Below are 15728 nucleotides of genomic sequence, written 5' to 3'. Positions count from 1 at the left end.
GTTAAATGGCGGAGAGGGGGAGATTCGAACTCCCGATACCCTTGCGAGTATGCCGCATTTCGAGTGCGGTGCAATCGACCACTCTGCCACCTCTCCGCGGTGGCGCTCAATCGGCGCGATTGGCCTGATACATGGGTCGACGCGGGATGACAAGGGCCTTCGGAACTTTCCCCCGGCTTGTGGACGGAGATGGCCGCCCCGTGACGATCCGGCCACGCCAGCCTCGATCGCGCCCGGAAGCGCGCCGGCAGGGCTATCCGGTTTCCAACCGGGCCGGCGGGCACGCCGCATGCCGGCCGATGGCATTCGTCCGACCGGCCGGCGCCGGTCGGCCCGAAGCGGCCAAGCCAAAGATCTCGATCCAACCCTGGCGCGATCGGCCCGCCGACTTCGAGGCCCCCAATCCGAAACAGCCGGCTCGCCCCGCCGGCGGATACGCCACCCCTCCGGCCCAAGCCTCCCGCCAGGCCGGGAGCAGCCCGCATCGACCGACAGCTCCGCGCCCGACATGCCGACACCGGACGACTGCGCGATCTGGCCAGAACCTCTCGATCCAACCCTGGCGCGATCGGCCCGCCGCGTGGCGAGAATGGGAACCGCGACAAGCGGCTGCCCCTCGACAGTCACGCCGCCCTCTCCCCGAAGCGTTTGATTGAGCCGACCCGCCGCGAGCCTCCGACGGCTCCGCGTCCGACGCGGTCCGACCGGAAGCGGCCAGACTGAAGTCTCGATCCAGCGGGATGCGAATGGGCCGCCGCGCGGCGAGGACGAGACGACAGACGGCTGCCCCGGCGACAATCACGCTCCCACCGGCCGAGGCATCGACCCGGGATGGCCGGTCCGCCGCACGTGTTCGACGCGCCCGATGCCTGCGCCGAAAGGCCGCCCGGAAGCGTCGGGGGCGAATGCTCGATCCAACCGCGCCAGCGGAACCTGCGACAGGCGGCCCAGTCGACGGACTCGCCGCCCTCCGTCCCGGTGAAGCATCAGGCCAGGAGAGCGGACACGCCGCCCGTCTTCGATGCGCCCCCCCCCCCGCAAAAGGGCCGTCCCGGACTGGCCGGGCTGAAGTCTCGATCGCCGGCAGGCGCCGCCACCGGCGATGACCGCCGCCGGCGTTCTCGATGTAGGGGGCCGGTCCCAGGTCGCCCGACCCGGATCCGGAGCCTCGACACCCCGATTCCCGGACGGCGAGGCGGAGACCCGCGATCGAACGGTCGCCCGCCCGTCAGGACGGGGCGCCCCGTGCCAGCCTGCTTCCACGGAGCGGGAGTCGCTCGGCGCGGCGCGCCTCGGGCGGCACGAACGATCCTGGAGCGACGGGAAGCCATGCTGCCGGGCCGAATCCGACGGCGGCCTGCCTCCCGGGATCGACGCCGCGCTCCGGGCCGGCTCACCCTGACCCGCGCCGGCCCCGCGCGGGGGCGGCGACGCCCTTCGCGGCCCGGATTCGCGGGCCCGAAACGGGCGGTTTCGCTTGACAGCGGGCGGGGCGTCCCTATAGATGCGGGCCGAATGGCGGTGCGGCCTGTTGGCTGCGCCATTTCCATTTCCCGAAACCCTGACTGAAGAAGCCGTCCCTCGAGGTCGCGCTGAACAACGGAAAGAACAATGTTCGCAGTCATTAAGACCGGTGGCAAGCAGTACCAGGTTGCCGCCAACGACCAGATCGAAGTCGAGCTTCTCACCGGCGCGCCCGGCGACATGGTGACCTTCGAGGAGATCCTTCTCGTCGGCGGCGACGCCGGCGTCACCGTCGGTGCGCCGCTCGTGGCCGGTGCCACGGTCTCGGCCGAGATCATCGAGCAGTTCCGCACGCGCAAGATCCTCGTCTTCAAGAAGCGCCGTCGCCAGAATTCGAAGCGCAGCCGTGGCCATCGCCAGAGCCTGACCCTCGTCCGGATCAACGAGATCCTGACCGACGGCGCCAAGGCCTCGGGCAAGAAGGCGACGAAGGCGAAGGCCAAGGCAGCCGCTCCGGCCGCCGACGCCGCGCCGGCAGCGCTCGTCAGCGGCGGGCTCGACAGCTCCAACCTCTCGCTGATCTCGGGCATCGGCCCGACCATCGAGAAGAAGCTGCGCGCCGCCGGCATCACCTCCTGGGAGCAGATCGCTGCCTGGACCGATGCCGACATCGCCAAGTATGACGAAGAGCTCGCGCTCCGTGGCCGGGTTGGTCGTGAAGAGTGGGTCCAGCAGGCCTCCGAGCTTCTCGCCGGCAAGCCGCCGCGCGCCAAGATCGACCAGGCTGAACTGAAGTCTGGCGAAGATCGGTGAGCCGCGCTTCCTAGCGCGCCCTAACTAACGGATCAGGAGTTCGATCATGGCACACAAAAAGGCAGGCGGTTCGTCGCGCAACGGTCGCGATTCCGCGGGTCGCCGTCTCGGCGTCAAGAAGTTCGGCGGCGAAGCCGTCATTTCCGGCAACATCATCCTGCGCCAGCGCGGGACGCAGTGGCATCCGGGCACCGGCGTTGGCCTCGGCAAGGATCACACGATCTTCGCCACCACGGACGGACACGTATCCTTCCGCAAGAAAGCCAATGGCCGTACCTACGTCTCCGTCGCCCCGGCGGCGCTGGAGGCTGCAGAATAACCGGCTTTTCCAAGGAACGCCGGTGTCGCATCAGACCCGGCCGACCGAACGGCAAAGCGATCCGCAAGTGATCGAAGGGGAGATGGGACACCATCTCCCCTTTTTCTTTGGCCCGACGGGAGGCAGCCATGCGGGACCACGATGCGGACGAAACGATAGAAGACGAAGAACGGAGCGTCCTGACGGCGCGGCTGGTTCTCAGGCGCCCCAGGACGGACGATGCGGCGATCCTTGCCGCGGTGATCGACAATCCGCGCGTCGCGAGCGATCTCGTGACCGTGCCCCACCCCTATCGGCGCGCCGACGCCGCGGCCTGGATCGCGGAAGGTCGCGCCGGGGCCGGCATCGTCGCCCACATCGCCGTGTCGCGGCAGACCGGCCAGGTGGTCGGCGCCGGCTGTCATCGGCCGAGCGCCACCCGCCCCGGCGGGCACCAGCTTTCCTTCTTCGTCGCCGAGCCGCACTGGGGCCAGGGTTTCGGCACCGAGATCGCCCAGGCGACGGTCGACCACGCCTTCGCGACGAGCGCGGTCGAGCGGCTCTGGTGCGCGGTGCGCGTCACCAATGGCCGGGCGCGCCGCGTCGCCGCCAAATGCGGCTTCCAGTTCCGCGACGCCGGCATGGTGCGGTCGCTGGCGGCGCGCGGCGCCGTGCCGGTCGAGCATTTCGTGCTCGAGCATGGCATCTGGCGCAGCCTGAAGGCCTGGGGCGCCAGTTCCCGGGGCGCGCATTCCCAGGCCGCCATGGCGGCGACCCATTCCGCGACGATGAAGGATCTAGAGACGGGGGCGAGCGATGATGACGATACGAGCCATGCTGCCTGAGAAGACGATCCGGACGGAGAGCGTGCTGCTGCGCCCGCTGCGGCCCGGCGACGGTCCCGCCATCGTGGCCGGCCTCAGCGACTACGAGGTGACGCGCTGGCTGGCGCGCGTGCCCTATCCCTATGACCTCGACGAGGCGGAGCGCTTCCTCGCCTGGGAGCGGATGCAGCGTCCGGTCTCGGCCGAGCAGGTCTACGCCATCGATCGCGACGGCATGATCGGCCTGATCTCGCTGCGCGCCGCCGGCTCGCGGCCGATCCTCGGCTACTGGCTGGCGCAGGCCCATTGGGGCAAGCGCTACATGAGCGAGGCGGTGGCGGCGCTGGTCGACGACACCTTCGCCGATCCGTCCGTCACCGAGATCCAGTCCGGCGTGTTCGAGGGCAACGAGCGCTCGCTCGCCATCCAGAAGCGGCAGGGATTCGAGATCATCGGCCGTTCGGTCCAGCATAACCTTGCGCTCGGCCGCGATCTTGCGCATATCGACACTGCCCTGACGCGCGCGCGTCATTACGAGTTAAAAACATGAAATTTCTCGACGAAGCCAAGGTCTATATCCGCTCCGGCGACGGCGGCGCCGGCTGCGTCTCGTTCCGTCGCGAGAAGTTCATCGAGTTCGGCGGCCCGGACGGCGGCGACGGCGGCCGGGGCGGCGACGTCTGGGCGGAGTGCGTCGACGGCCTGAACACGCTGATCGACTATCGCTACCAGCAGCATTTCAAGGCCAAGACCGGCGTGCACGGCATGGGCCGCAACCTGGCCGGCGGCAAGGGCGACGACGTCACGCTGAAGCTGCCGGTCGGCACGCAGATCTTCGACGAGGACGGCGAGACGCTGATCGCCGACATGACCCGCGTCGGCGAGCGCTTCCTGCTCGCCAGGGGCGGCAATGGCGGCTTCGGCAACGCGCATTTCAAGACCTCGACCAACCAGGCGCCGCGCCGCGCCAATCCCGGCCTCGAGGGGCTGGAGCGCTGGATCTGGCTGCGCCTGAAGCTGATCGCCGACGCCGGCCTCGTGGGTCTCCCCAATGCCGGCAAGTCGACCTTCCTCGCCGCCGTCACCGCCGCCAAGCCGAAGATCGCCGATTATCCGTTCACCACGCTGCATCCCAATCTCGGCGTCGTGCGCAGCGACGGCCGCGAATTCGTGCTCGCCGACATTCCCGGCCTGATCGAGGGCGCGCATGAGGGCATCGGCCTCGGCGTCCGCTTCCTCGGCCATGTCGAGCGCTGCCGCGTGCTGCTGCATCTGGTCGACGGCACCCAGGACGACCCGGCCGAAGCCTATCGCGTCGTGCGCGGCGAGCTCGAGGCCTATGGCGACGTGCTGGCCGAGAAGCGCGAAGTGGTGGCGCTGTCGAAATGCGACGCCATTCCCGAGGACGAGCTCGACCGCGTCAAACGCGAGCTGGCCAAGGCCTGCGGGCAGACGCCGCTGGTGCTTTCCGCCGCCACCCGCGTCGGCATGGAGGGCGCGCTGCGGACGATCGGGCGCATCATCGACGAGGGCAAGCTGGAAGACCCGAACCTGCATCCGAGCAGCAAGGACGAACCCTGGCGACCGTGACGCTCATGATCCGTCTTTCCTGAGCCTTGCCCCGGGCGTCGCCCCTATCGGACCAGAAAGTACTGACATCATGAGCATGATCGCGGAACAGGCCGCCGACAATGCCACCAAGCTGAAGCCCGGCGATTTCCGCCGGATCGTCGTCAAGGTCGGCTCGGCGCTGCTCGTCGACCGCGCCACCGGCAAGCTGCGCGAGGACTGGTTGTCGGCCTTCGTCGACGACGTCGCGGCGCTCGCCAAGGATGGCCGCGAGGTGCTGCTCGTCTCGTCCGGCGCGATCGCGCTCGGCCGCGGCGTGCTCGGCCTGCCCAAGGGCGCGCTGAAGCTGGAAGAGAGCCAGGCGGCGGCCGCCGTCGGTCAGATCGCGCTCGCCCGCGCCTATTCCGAAATGCTCGGCCGGCACGATCTGAAGGCCGGCCAGATCCTGCTCACCCTCGGCGACACCGAGGAGCGGCGGCGCTACCTGAACGCCCGCTCGACCATCGGCACGCTGCTGAAGCTCGGCGCCATTCCCGTCATCAACGAGAACGACACCGTCGCCACCAGCGAGATCCGCTATGGCGACAATGATCGCCTTGCCGCCCGCGTCGCCTCGATGATGGGCGCCGACCTCCTGGTGCTGCTCTCCGACATCGACGGCCTCTACACCGCGCCGCCGCATGTCGATCCCAGCGCCACCTTCATTCCCGTCGTCCAGCGCATCACCGCCGAGATCGAGGCGATGGCCGGCGGCGCCGGCTCGGAGTTTTCGCGCGGCGGCATGAAGACGAAGGTCGAGGCGGCGAAGATCGCGACGGTGGCCGGCGCCGCCATGCTGATCGCGCTCGGCAAGCCGCTCAACCCGCTGAAGCGCATCGCCGAGGGCGCCCAGGCGACCTGGTTCCTACCGGAGGTAAACCCGGTCACCGCGCGGAAGAAGTGGATCTCGGGCCATCTGGAGACGCGCGGCGTGCTGGTGATCGACGCCGGCGCCGTCAAGGCGCTGCGCACCGGCAAGAGCCTGCTGCCGGCCGGCGTGCGCCGGGTCGAGGGCCGCTTCCAGCGCGGCGACGCGATCATCGTGCAGGGCCCGAACGGCGAGGAGGTCGCGCGCGGCCTCGTCGCCTATGACGCGGTTGACGCCGAGCGCATCGCCGGTCGCAATACCAAGGAAATCGAAACGATTCTCGGCTTTGCCGGGCGCGCCGCGATGGTCCATCGCGACGACATGGCGCTGCGCGGCGAATAGGACAGCAAGATGACCACTTCCCTCCTCCGCGATGCCGATGCCGAGACCGAGACGGTCGAGGCCGTGATGCTCGAGATCGGCCGCCGCGCCCGCGCCGCCGCCCGCCGCCTGGCGCTCGCCCCGGCCGAACAGAAGAACGCGGCGCTCGCCGCCATGGCGAAGGCCATCCGCGCCCGCACCGACGAAATCCTCGCCGCCAACGCTCGGGATGTCGCGGCGATGCAGACGGAAGGCGCCCTCGCCTCCTTCATCGACCGGCTGACGCTGACCCCCGCCCGCATCGAGGGCATCGCCGCGGCGATCGACGAGATCGCCGCCCTGCCCGATCCGGTCGGCACCGTCATCTCGGCCTGGGATCGCCCGAACGGGCTGCATCTCGAGCGCGTGCGCACGCCGCTCGGCGTCATCGGCGTCATCTATGAGAGCCGGCCCAACGTCACCGCCGACGCCGGCGCGCTTTGCCTGAAGGCCGGCAATGTCGTGATCCTGCGCGGCGGCTCGGATTCGTTCCATTCCTCGACCGCGATCCACGCGGCGCTGGCCGAGGGCCTCGAGGCGGCCGGCCTGCCCGCCGACGCCATCCAGATCGTGCCGACGCGCGATCGCGCCGCCGTCGGCGCCATGCTGGCCGGCCTGAACGGCGCCATCGATGTGATCGTGCCGCGCGGGGGCAAGAGCCTCGTCGGCCGCGTCCAGGAGGAGGCGCGCGTGCCGGTCTTCGCCCATCTCGAGGCGATCGTGCATCTCTACGTCCACGCCGCCGCCGATCTCGCCATGGCGAAGACGCTGCTCGTCAATGCCAAGATGCGCCGCACCGGCGTCTGCGGCGCCACCGAGACCATGCTGATCGATCGCGCCATCCTCGACACCCATCTGGTGCCGATTCTCGACGCCCTCGTCGCGGCGGGCTGCGCCATCCGCGGCGACGCCGAGGTCTGCAAACGGTTCCCGGCGGCCACGCCCGCGACCGAGGCGGACTGGTCGACCGAATATCTCGACGCGATCCTGTCGGTGAAGGTCGTCTCCGGCCTCGACGAGGCGATCGACCATATCGAGACCTACAGCTCGCATCATACCGACGGCATCATCACCGAGGACGCGGACGCCGCGGCGCGCTTCCTGGCCGAGGTCGATTCCGCCATCGTCGTGCACAATGCCTCGACCCAGTTCGCCGATGGCGGCGAATTCGGCTTCGGCGGCGAGATCGGCATCGCGACGGGCCGCATGCATGCCCGCGGGCCGGTCGGCGTCGAGCAGCTCACCTCGTTCAAGTACCGCGTCAACGGCGCCGGCCAGACGCGGCCGTGACCGACGCCCCGGGGGACGCCATGTCGGATTCGACCGACCCGGCGCTCCGGGCTGCGCTGAAGCTGCCCTACGCCGCCCCCGGCCAGCGCATCGGCCTGTTCGGCGGCTCGTTCGATCCGCCGCACCAGGGCCACCTGATGGTGAGCCTGATGGCGCTGCACCGCCTGGAGCTCGACGCTGTCTGGTGGCTCGTCACTCCCGGCAACCCGCTCAAGCAACGGGCGCCGGACGGCCTCGCCCGGCGCGTCGCCGCCGCCCGCGCCATGGCGCGGCATCCGAGGATCCACGTCACCGCCATCGAGGCGACGCTGAAGTCGCGCTTCACCGCCGACACGCTCGCCATCCTCAGCGACCGGCTGCCCGGGGTCGACCTCGTCTGGCTGATGGGAGCCGACAATCTGCGCCAGTTCCACCGCTGGCGGGACTGGCGCCGCATCGCCGCGCTGATGCCGATCGCCGTCTACGACCGGCCGGGCAGCACCTTCACGGCGCCGGCCGCGCCGGCGGCGATCGCGCTGCGCCGCGACCGGCTGCGCGAGCGCGACGCGCCGCGCCTCGCAGGCAGCGCCACGCCGGCCTGGACCTTCCTGCACGGGCCGCGGGTCGCGCTTTCTTCAACCGAACTGCGTGCCAAGCGCGCGAACGGTGTCGCGGCGTCTTGAAAGCGCCACAGCGTCGTGCCTATGTAGTTTCAGCGGCGACATCGCCGCATGGAGCATTCCGCTCCCGGCCAACAGAAGGCCAACACGCCCTATGGCGAAAGGACTGACCACTGACGACGGCAATGCAGCCTGAGGGCGCAATCGAACGCGCGCCTCACCGAGTGGCCGTGCGCCGGCAGATTGCGGCGGACGACGCTCTCAAAGCGATCCTCACCAGCCTCGAAGATTCGAAGGCAGAGGATATTGTCACCATCGACATCGCGGGCAAATCGGCACTGGCCGACTACATGGTAGTCGCGTCCGGCCGGTCGCAGCGTCATGTCAGCGCGATCGCCGAGCACATCGACCGTGACCTCAGCGAGGCCGGCGGCCGGATCGCGCGCATCGAGGGCGTACCCCATTGCGACTGGGTGCTGCTCGATGCGGTCGACGTGATCGTGCACATCTTCCGGCCCGAGGTCCGCAGCTTCTACAATCTCGAGAAGATGTGGGCGGCGGCGGACGAGCCCCAGCCCGTGAAGGCCAAGGCTCCGGCGCAGGACCTGCCCGGAAACTGACGGCCGCACGATGCGTATCCAGATCGCCGCAGTCGGCCGGCTGAAGGCCGGCCCTGATCGCGCGCTGGTCGATCGCTATGTCGAAAGGGCCTCGCAGGCCGGGCGCAGTCTCGGCCTGAGCCTTTCCGTTCGCGAGTTCACGGAAAGCCGCGCCGCCCGCACCGACGAGCGCATGGCCCAGGAAGCGGCGACCCTGCTCGCCGCACTCCCCGACGGCGCCATCCTGGTCGCGCTCGACGAGCGCGGCGAGACGCCGGCCAGCACCGCCTTTGCCCGCCGCGTCGGCGACTGGCGCGACCAGGGCATCCGCGACCTCGTCTTCGCGATCGGCGGCCCGGACGGCCATGGCGACGCGCTCCGCAAGCAGGCCGACATGAAGCTCGCCTTCGGCGCCATGACCTGGCCGCACCAGATCGTCCGGATGCTGCTCGCCGAACAGGTCTACAGGGCGATGACCATTCTCTCCGGCCATCCCTATCATCGCGAATAGCCGTCGCGCTTCGGCCGCATTCCGGGGTTACCACTGCGTCATCAGCGGTTGGCGATCCGTTAGGGTTTCGCTGCCAAAGCTCTTCGCCGTTCAGTCAGTATAGCCGTCGAGCCCCTGCTTTTGGTTTCAGACCGGGTTTCCTCCTTGTCGCGTCGGGTGGCTCGCACCACCGGGTGGATCGTCGCCTTGGCGGCGCTCGCCCTCGCTTCCGGTGCGCCGGCCGGGGCCCGGGAAGCTCCCCGGGACGCCGCCGAGGCGCAGCCGGCGGCCGCCGCCGGCGAACCGGGGACCAACGCGAGCGAAACGAGCGAGACCGAGCAGCAGCGCGCCGCCCGCCGCGCCGAGCTCGACGCGATCACCCGCGACATCGCCGTCACCGCCGAGCGCCAGGCGGCGCTCCGCGCAGAACTCGACCAGCTCGACCAGGACCGCACCGCGCTCAACAAGTCGCTGATCGAGACGGGCGAGCGGGCCCGCAAGCTGGAGCGCCAGATCGACGAGGCGGAACAGCGCATGGGCGGCCTGCTCGACGAGGAGAAGGACGTCCGCGCCTCGCTGGTCGCCCGCCGGGGCGTTCTGGCCAATGTGCTCGGCGCGCTGCAGCGCATGGGCCGCAAGCCGCCGCCGGCGATCGTCGTGCGGCCCGAGGACGCGCTCGCCTCGGTACGCAGCGCCATGCTGCTCGGCTCGGTCGTGCCGGAGCTGCGCGAGGAGGCCGAGGCACTCGCCGCCGACCTGCAGCACCTGGTGGCGCTGAAGGCGGAGCAGACGCGCGAGCGCGACCGGATGCGCGCCGACGCCAGCGCGCTGGCCGAGGAGCGCACCCGCATCGAGTTTCTCGTCGACGACAAGCGGAAGGCGCGCGCCCGCTCCGAGCAGCAGCTCGCCGACGAACAGGCCAAGGCGGAAGACCTGGCCAGGCACGCGACCAGCCTGCAGGGCCTGATCAAGGATCTCGAGGGCCAGATCGCGGCCGCGGCTGACGCCGCCGAGGCGGCGCGCAAGGCGGAGGCGGAGCAGCAGGCGGCGATCGCCGATGGCCGCGCCACCCGCAGCCCTGGCAGCCTGGGCGAGGCCGACCGCATCGCGCCGGCCGTCGCCTTCGCCGATACCAAGGGCCTGCTGCCGCGGCCGGTCAACGGCTCGCAGCTGAAGGCCTTCGGCGCGCCGGACGGGCTTGGCGGCACGACGCAGGGCCTGTCCATAGCCACCCGCGCCAGCGCGCGGGTGACCTCGCCCTCGGATGGCTGGGTGGTCTATGCGGGCCCGTTCCGCTCCTACGGACAACTCTTGATCATCAATGCCGGCGGCGGGTATCATATCCTGCTGGCAGGAATGGAACGGATCGACGTCGAACTGGGCCAATTCGTCCTCGCGGGGGAACCCGTGGCGCTGATGGGATCGCGGCTTCTGGCAAGCAGCAGCACCGTCAGCGTTGGCGCGACGCAGCCCGTGCTCTATGTCGAATTTCGGAAAGACGGTAACTCGATCGACCCGGCCCCATGGTGGGCCCGATCCAACGACGAAAAGGTTGGCGGATGATACGCAACGCTACGCTGCTCCTGGCCGGCACCATCATCGGCGCGACGGCCGCCGTGACGCTCCCCCAGGTCCCGAGCCTCATCCCAGGCGTCGCGCATGCCGCCGTCTCGGATACCTATCGGCAACTGAACCTGTTCGGCGACGTGTTCGAGCGGATCCGTTCCGACTATGTCGAGAAGCCCGAGGACGCCGCCCTCATCGAGGCCGCGGTCAACGGCATGCTGACCTCGCTCGATCCGCATTCGAGCTACATGAACCCCAAAGACTTCAAGGACATGCAGGTCCAGACCCGGGGCGAGTTCGGCGGGCTCGGCATTGAAGTCACGATGGAGGACGGCGCCGTCAAGGTGGTCTCGCCGATCGACGACACCCCGGCCGCCAAGGCCGGCATCCTCGCCGGCGACCTGATCGTCGCGCTCGACGGCGAGGCGATCCAGAACATGAATCTGAACCAAGCCGTCGACAAGATGCGCGGCGCGGTCAACACGCCGATCACCGTCACGATCCAGCGCAAAGGCACCGAGAAGCCCTTCGACGTGAAGATCGTGCGCGACATCATCCGCGTGCAGTCGGTGCGCTCGCGCACCGAGGGCGACATCGGCTATCTGCGCATCTCGAGCTTCAACGAGCAGACCTATGACGGCCTGAAGGCGGCGATCGACAAGCTGAAGCAGGACATCGGCAAGGACAAGATCAAGGGCTACATCCTCGATCTGCGCAACAATCCGGGCGGCCTGCTCGACCAGGCCGAGCTCGTCGGCGACGCCTTCCTCGACAAGGGCGAGGTCGTGTCGACGCGCGGTCGCCACGCCGACCAGAACATGCGCTACGACGCCCGTCCTGGCGACCTGACCGACGGCAAGCCGGTGATCGTGCTGATCAATGGCGGCTCGGCCTCGGCGTCCGAGATCGTCGCCGGCGCCCTGCAGGACCACAAGCGCGCCACCATCCTCGGCACGCGCTCCTTCGGCAAGGGCTCGGTGCAGACGATCATCCCGCTCGGCTCGAACGGCGCCATCCGCCTGACCACGGCGCGCTACTACACGCCGTCGGGCAAGTCGATCCAGGCCAAGGGCATCGATCCCGACATCGAGATCGTGCAGGACCTGCCGCCGGAGCTGAAGGACAAGATCACCGACACCAAGGGCGAGGCCTCGCTCAAGGGCCACCTGACCAACGAGGCGGGCGGCGACGAGGGCACCGGCTCGCAGGCCTATGTGCCGCCCGAGGCGAAGGACGACAAGCAGCTGCAGGAGGCGATCGGCCTGCTGGACGGCCGCCAGGCCAACAGCGCCTTCCCGCCCAACCCGGCGACCGCTGTCCCCAACTGATCGCAGCAAGACCTGTGTGAACGGCGCCTTCGGGCGCCGTTCCTGTTTTCGGGCGCCACGCGCCGGAACGACGCGATGCGGCATGCCACCGTCATGGCCGCCATGCTATCGTCGGCCCGATCCTCGCGGCGCGCCCGCGCCCCTCCCTTCAAAGACCGGTATCCGCAGCCATGGCATCCAAGAAGCCCATCGACCCGACCCTCCTGCCCTACCGGCCCTGCGTCGGCACGGTGGTGTTCAACCGCGCCGGGCTGGTGTTCGTCGGCGAGCGCTCGCCCAATGCCGAGCTGACGCCGGGCGACCCGGTCTGGCAATTGCCGCAGGGCGGCATCGACAAGGGCGAGGAGCCGCTCCCGGCGGCCGTGCGCGAGCTCTACGAGGAGACCAACATCCGCTCGGCCTCGCTGATCGAGGAGGCCGAGGGCTGGTTCGACTACGACCTGCCGGCCGAGCTGGTCGGCATCGCGCTCAAGGGCAGATATCGCGGCCAGCGCCAGAAGTGGTTCGCCTTCCGCTTCGAGGGCGACGAGAGCGAGATCGACGTGCTGGCGCCCGGTGGCGGCCGGTTCGAGGCGGAGTTCATCTCCTGGCGCTGGGAGCGGCTGGAGACGCTGCCGTCGCTGATCGTGCCGTTCAAGCGCCGGGTCTACGAGCAGGTGGTCGACGCCTTCCGGCACCTCGCCGCGGCCTGAGGCCGCCACGCGCGGGGGTAACGCTCCGCTACCGGAACGCTAACGAAAAAACCCGCCAGCGGCATTCGGCCGATGGCGGGTTTTCTTGTTGGATTGGCCGCGCGGCGGGCGCCGCGCGAAGCCTTAATGTCCGAGCGCGGCGCGCACGTCCTGGAGCTGGGCCAGCTTGGTCTGCGCGACGATGCGGGTCGCATCATCGCGCGCGTCGGCGACATCTTCCTCGGCGTTGCGGATCTCGCCGGCGATCACCTCGGCATTGAGGCTCTCGAGCGGGATCGCCTGCTCGGCGAGGATCGTCAGGCCCTTGGCGTTCACGTCGGCGAAGCCGCCGCGAACGAAGAACTTCTGCACGCCGCCGCCGGCGAGCGTCACGACGACACAACCCGGCTTGATGGTGGCCATGAAGGGAGCATGGTCCTTGAGGACCGTGAACTCGCCGTCAGTACCCGGCACCACGACCGCCTCGACCGACTCCGACAGCAGGAGCCGCTCGGGCGAGACGAGTTCGAACGGGAACGGTTCTGCCATTTTGGGCTCTTTCTCTGCTCAGTCGATCAGGCCGAGGCCGCGAGCTTCTTGGCCTTGGCGATCGCCTCTTCGATGGTACCGACCATGTAGAAGGCCGCTTCCGGCAGGTGGTCGTACTCACCGTTGCAGAGGCCCTTGAAGCCCTTGATCGTGTCTTCGATCTTGACCTGGACGCCCGGCGAACCGGTGAAGGCCTCGGCCACGTCGAAGGGCTGCGACAGGAAGCGCTCGATCTTGCGGGCGCGGGCGACGGTGAGCTTGTCCTCTTCCGAGAGCTCGTCCATGCCCAGGATCGCGATGATGTCCTGGAGCGACTTGTAGCGCTGCAGGATCTGCTGGACCTGGCGGGCCACCGCGTAGTGCTCCTCGCCGACGACGGCGGGGGTCAGCATGCGCGAGGTCGAGTCGAGCGGATCCACGGCCGGGTAGATGCCCTTTTCCGAGATCGCGCGCGACAGAACGGTCGTGGCGTCCAGGTGGGCGAAGGAGGTGGCCGGCGCCGGGTCGGTCAAGTCGTCGGCCGGCACGTAGATGGCCTGCACCGAGGTGATCGAACCCTTGGTCGTGGTGGTGATGCGCTCCTGCAGCGCGCCCATGTCGGTCGCGAGCGTCGGCTGGTAACCCACCGCCGAAGGAATACGGCCGAGCAGAGCCGACACTTCCGAACCCGCCTGGGTGAAACGGAAGATGTTGTCGACGAAGAACAGCACGTCCTGGCCCTGGTCGCGGAAATGCTCGGCGACGGTCAGGCCGGTCAGCGCGACGCGGGCGCGGGCGCCCGGCGGCTCGTTCATCTGGCCGAACACGAGGGCGCACTTCGACTTAACCGCCGGATCCGGATTATGCGGATCGGCGTTGACCTTGGCGTCGATGAACTCGTGGTAGAGGTCGTTGCCCTCGCGGGTACGCTCGCCCACGCCGGCGAACACGGAGTAACCGCCGTGCACCTTCGCGACGTTGTTGATGAGTTCCTGGATCAGAACCGTCTTGCCGACGCCGGCGCCGCCGAACAGGCCGACCTTACCGCCCTTGGCGTAGGGCGCGAGCAGGTCGACGACCTTGATGCCGGTGACGAGGATGTCGGCCGAGGTCGCCTGCTCCGAATAGGAGGGCGCCGGGGCGTGGATCGGGCGGATGCCCTCGGCCTCGACCGGGCCGGCCTCGTCGATCGGCTCGCCGATGACGTTCATGATGCGGCCGAGCGTGCCGATACCGACCGGAACCTGGATCGGAGCGCCGAGATCCTTGACCGGCTGGCCGCGGACGAGGCCTTCCGACACGTCCATGGCGATGCAGCGGACGGTGTTCTCGCCGAGATGCTGGGCGACCTCGAGGACGAGGCGGTTGCCGTTGTTGTCGGTCTCGAGCGCGTTCAGAATCGCGGGCAGATGGCCTTCGAACTGCACGTCGACGACGGCGCCGATGACCTGGGTGACGCGGCCGGAACCGGCCTGCTGATTGGTGTTCGCCATGGTGTTCAACCTTCCAAAAATCCGGTCAGAGCGCCTCGGCGCCCGAAATGATCTCGATCAGTTCCTTGGTGATCATCGCCTGGCGCGTCCGGTTGTAGCGGAGCGTGTACTTCTTGATCATCTCGCCTGCGTTGCGCGTGGCACTGTCCATCGCCGACATCTTGGCACCCATTTCGGACGCCACGTTCTCGAGGAGGGCCGCCAGAACCTGAACCGACACGTTGCGCGGCAGCAGATCCTCGAGGATCGCCGCCTCATTCGGCTCGTATTCGTAGTTCGCCGATGCGGCGTCGGCCTTGGCCTCGGGGACCTGGGCCGGGATCACCTGCTGCGCCGTCGGGATCTGCTGGATCACCGAACGGAACTTGGCGAAGAACAGCGTCGCGACGTCGAACTGGCCGTCGTCATAGAGCTGCAGCAGCTTGCGTCCGATCGCGTCGGCGTCGGCGAAGCCGATCTGCTTGACCGAACGCAGCTCGATCAGCTCGATGATCTCGCTCTGGAACTGCCGGCGAAGGACGTCGTAGCCCTTCTTGCCGACGCAGAGGATCTTGACCGTCTTGCCATCGCGCTGCAGGCGCAGGGCATGCTCGCGGGCGAGACGGGCGATCGACGAGTTGAAGGCGCCGCACAGGCCGCGTTCGGCCGTGCAGACGACCAGAAGATGCGTCTGGTCGGAACCGGTGCCGGCCAGAAGCTTCGGGCCGTCATCGGTGTTGACGCCGGCCGCCACATTGGCGAGCACGGCGTTCATGCGCTCCGCATAGGGGCGCGCAGCTTCCGCAGCAGCCTGGGCACGACGCAGTTTCGCCGCGGCGACCATCTGCATCGCCTTGGTGATCTTCTGCGTCGCCTTCACCGAAGCGATGCGATTTTTTAGTTCCTTAAGGCTCGGCATGAGCGTCCCTGTCAGTCGGACCGAGGACCGG

At 68.9% G+C, this 15728-nt stretch carries 16 protein-coding genes and 1 tRNA gene; 13 read left to right on the top strand and 4 right to left on the bottom strand.

Annotated features, from left to right (window positions below):
* Nucleotides 1-6 precede the first annotated feature (6 nt).
* Nucleotides 7-96, bottom strand: a tRNA-Ser gene (locus G539_RS0109385).
* A 1515-nt stretch (nt 97-1611) separates the two neighbouring features.
* Here G539_RS0109385 and G539_RS0109380 point away from each other — a divergent pair.
* From G539_RS0109380 to G539_RS0109320, 13 genes are all read left to right on the top strand, one after another.
* The gene (locus G539_RS0109380) at nt 1612-2277 is read left to right on the top strand and encodes a 50S ribosomal protein L21 (RefSeq protein ID WP_029074969.1); all 666 of its coding nucleotides are present in this window, start codon (nt 1612-1614) and stop codon (nt 2275-2277) included.
* A gap of 46 nt (nt 2278-2323) precedes the next feature.
* Nucleotides 2324-2596: a 50S ribosomal protein L27 gene (rpmA, locus tag G539_RS0109375; protein WP_018183092.1), complete on the top strand. Its 273-nt coding sequence runs from the start codon at nt 2324-2326 to the stop codon at nt 2594-2596.
* A gap of 128 nt (nt 2597-2724) precedes the next feature.
* On the top strand, nt 2725-3420 hold the full coding sequence (locus G539_RS24250; protein WP_051231248.1) for a GNAT family N-acetyltransferase: 696 nt from the start codon (nt 2725-2727) through the stop codon (nt 3418-3420).
* The gene (locus G539_RS24245; protein WP_051231247.1) at nt 3410-3949 is read left to right on the top strand and encodes a GNAT family N-acetyltransferase; all 540 of its coding nucleotides are present in this window, start codon (nt 3410-3412) and stop codon (nt 3947-3949) included. The genes G539_RS24250 and G539_RS24245 overlap by 11 nt, the downstream gene beginning before the upstream one ends.
* Nucleotides 3946-4989, top strand: coding sequence for a GTPase ObgE (obgE, locus tag G539_RS0109360; protein ID WP_029074968.1), 1044 nt, complete (start codon nt 3946-3948; stop codon nt 4987-4989). Before G539_RS24245 ends, obgE begins: the two co-directional genes overlap by 4 nt.
* A 70-nt stretch (nt 4990-5059) precedes the next feature.
* Entirely contained in the window at nt 5060-6217 is a 1158-nt protein-coding gene (proB, locus tag G539_RS0109355) for a glutamate 5-kinase (RefSeq protein WP_029074967.1), read from the top strand.
* Between the two features lie 9 nt (nt 6218-6226).
* Complete coding sequence (locus tag G539_RS0109350; RefSeq protein WP_029074966.1) at nt 6227-7525, top strand: glutamate-5-semialdehyde dehydrogenase; 1299 nt, start codon at nt 6227-6229, stop codon at nt 7523-7525.
* A gap of 20 nt (nt 7526-7545) precedes the next feature.
* The gene (locus tag G539_RS0109345; protein ID WP_051231314.1) at nt 7546-8187 is read left to right on the top strand and encodes a nicotinate-nucleotide adenylyltransferase; all 642 of its coding nucleotides are present in this window, start codon (nt 7546-7548) and stop codon (nt 8185-8187) included.
* Between the two features lie 122 nt (nt 8188-8309).
* The gene (gene rsfS / locus G539_RS0109340) at nt 8310-8744 is read left to right on the top strand and encodes a ribosome silencing factor (RefSeq protein ID WP_051231246.1); all 435 of its coding nucleotides are present in this window, start codon (nt 8310-8312) and stop codon (nt 8742-8744) included.
* A 10-nt stretch (nt 8745-8754) separates the two neighbouring features.
* Nucleotides 8755-9234, top strand: coding sequence for a 23S rRNA (pseudouridine(1915)-N(3))-methyltransferase RlmH (rlmH, locus tag G539_RS0109335; protein WP_029074963.1), 480 nt, complete (start codon nt 8755-8757; stop codon nt 9232-9234).
* 186 nt (nt 9235-9420) lie between these two features.
* Nucleotides 9421-10776, top strand: a complete 1356-nt coding sequence (locus G539_RS0109330) for a murein hydrolase activator EnvC family protein (RefSeq protein WP_051231245.1) — start codon at nt 9421-9423, stop codon at nt 10774-10776.
* The gene (locus G539_RS0109325; protein ID WP_029074961.1) at nt 10773-12107 is read left to right on the top strand and encodes a S41 family peptidase; all 1335 of its coding nucleotides are present in this window, start codon (nt 10773-10775) and stop codon (nt 12105-12107) included. Before G539_RS0109330 ends, G539_RS0109325 begins: the two co-directional genes overlap by 4 nt.
* Before the next feature lie 170 nt (nt 12108-12277).
* Nucleotides 12278-12799, top strand: coding sequence for an RNA pyrophosphohydrolase (locus tag G539_RS0109320; protein WP_029074960.1), 522 nt, complete (start codon nt 12278-12280; stop codon nt 12797-12799).
* Nucleotides 12800-12922: 123 nt separating this feature from the next.
* On the opposite strand, the gene G539_RS0109315 is transcribed toward G539_RS0109320, so the two are convergent.
* From G539_RS0109315 to G539_RS0109305, 3 genes are read right to left on the bottom strand one after another with little or no spacing between them, the layout of a single operon-like run.
* Nucleotides 12923-13327, bottom strand: a complete 405-nt coding sequence (locus G539_RS0109315) for a F0F1 ATP synthase subunit epsilon (protein ID WP_029074959.1) — start codon at nt 13325-13327, stop codon at nt 12923-12925.
* A 26-nt stretch (nt 13328-13353) separates the two neighbouring features.
* Complete coding sequence (gene atpD, locus G539_RS0109310; RefSeq protein WP_029074958.1) at nt 13354-14799, bottom strand: F0F1 ATP synthase subunit beta; 1446 nt, start codon at nt 14797-14799, stop codon at nt 13354-13356.
* A gap of 25 nt (nt 14800-14824) precedes the next feature.
* The gene (locus G539_RS0109305; protein WP_029074957.1) at nt 14825-15697 is read right to left on the bottom strand and encodes a F0F1 ATP synthase subunit gamma; all 873 of its coding nucleotides are present in this window, start codon (nt 15695-15697) and stop codon (nt 14825-14827) included.
* Between the last annotated feature and the right edge of the window lie 31 nt (nt 15698-15728).

The sequence above is a fragment of the Kaistia adipata DSM 17808 genome (assembly GCF_000423225.1).
Taxonomy (GTDB): Bacteria; Pseudomonadota; Alphaproteobacteria; order Rhizobiales; family Kaistiaceae; genus Kaistia; species Kaistia adipata.
The sequence above is the reverse complement of the archived record's forward strand: the minus strand, read 5'-3'. Positions and strand labels throughout refer to the sequence as shown.

Excerpts from the sequence above, each read along its gene's own strand:
- G539_RS0109380 (WP_029074969.1), top strand. The coding sequence starts at position 1,612 with ATGTTCGCAGTCATTAAGACCGGTGGCAAGCAGTACCAGGTTGCCGCC.
- rpmA (WP_018183092.1), top strand. The coding sequence starts at position 2,324 with ATGGCACACAAAAAGGCAGGCGGTTCGTCGCGCAACGGTCGCGATTCC.
- G539_RS24250 (WP_051231248.1), top strand. The coding sequence starts at position 2,725 with ATGCGGGACCACGATGCGGACGAAACGATAGAAGACGAAGAACGGAGC.
- G539_RS24245 (WP_051231247.1), top strand. The coding sequence starts at position 3,410 with ATGCTGCCTGAGAAGACGATCCGGACGGAGAGCGTGCTGCTGCGCCCG.
- obgE (WP_029074968.1), top strand. The coding sequence starts at position 3,946 with ATGAAATTTCTCGACGAAGCCAAGGTCTATATCCGCTCCGGCGACGGC.
- proB (WP_029074967.1), top strand. The coding sequence starts at position 5,060 with ATGAGCATGATCGCGGAACAGGCCGCCGACAATGCCACCAAGCTGAAG.
- G539_RS0109350 (WP_029074966.1), top strand. The coding sequence starts at position 6,227 with ATGACCACTTCCCTCCTCCGCGATGCCGATGCCGAGACCGAGACGGTC.
- G539_RS0109345 (WP_051231314.1), top strand. The coding sequence starts at position 7,546 with ATGTCGGATTCGACCGACCCGGCGCTCCGGGCTGCGCTGAAGCTGCCC.
- rsfS (WP_051231246.1), top strand. The coding sequence starts at position 8,310 with ATGCAGCCTGAGGGCGCAATCGAACGCGCGCCTCACCGAGTGGCCGTG.
- rlmH (WP_029074963.1), top strand. The coding sequence starts at position 8,755 with ATGCGTATCCAGATCGCCGCAGTCGGCCGGCTGAAGGCCGGCCCTGAT.
- G539_RS0109325 (WP_029074961.1), top strand. The coding sequence starts at position 10,773 with ATGATACGCAACGCTACGCTGCTCCTGGCCGGCACCATCATCGGCGCG.
- G539_RS0109320 (WP_029074960.1), top strand. The coding sequence starts at position 12,278 with ATGGCATCCAAGAAGCCCATCGACCCGACCCTCCTGCCCTACCGGCCC.
- G539_RS0109315 (WP_029074959.1), bottom strand. The coding sequence starts at position 13,327 with ATGGCAGAACCGTTCCCGTTCGAACTCGTCTCGCCCGAGCGGCTCCTG.
- atpD (WP_029074958.1), bottom strand. The coding sequence starts at position 14,799 with ATGGCGAACACCAATCAGCAGGCCGGTTCCGGCCGCGTCACCCAGGTC.
- G539_RS0109305 (WP_029074957.1), bottom strand. The coding sequence starts at position 15,697 with ATGCCGAGCCTTAAGGAACTAAAAAATCGCATCGCTTCGGTGAAGGCG.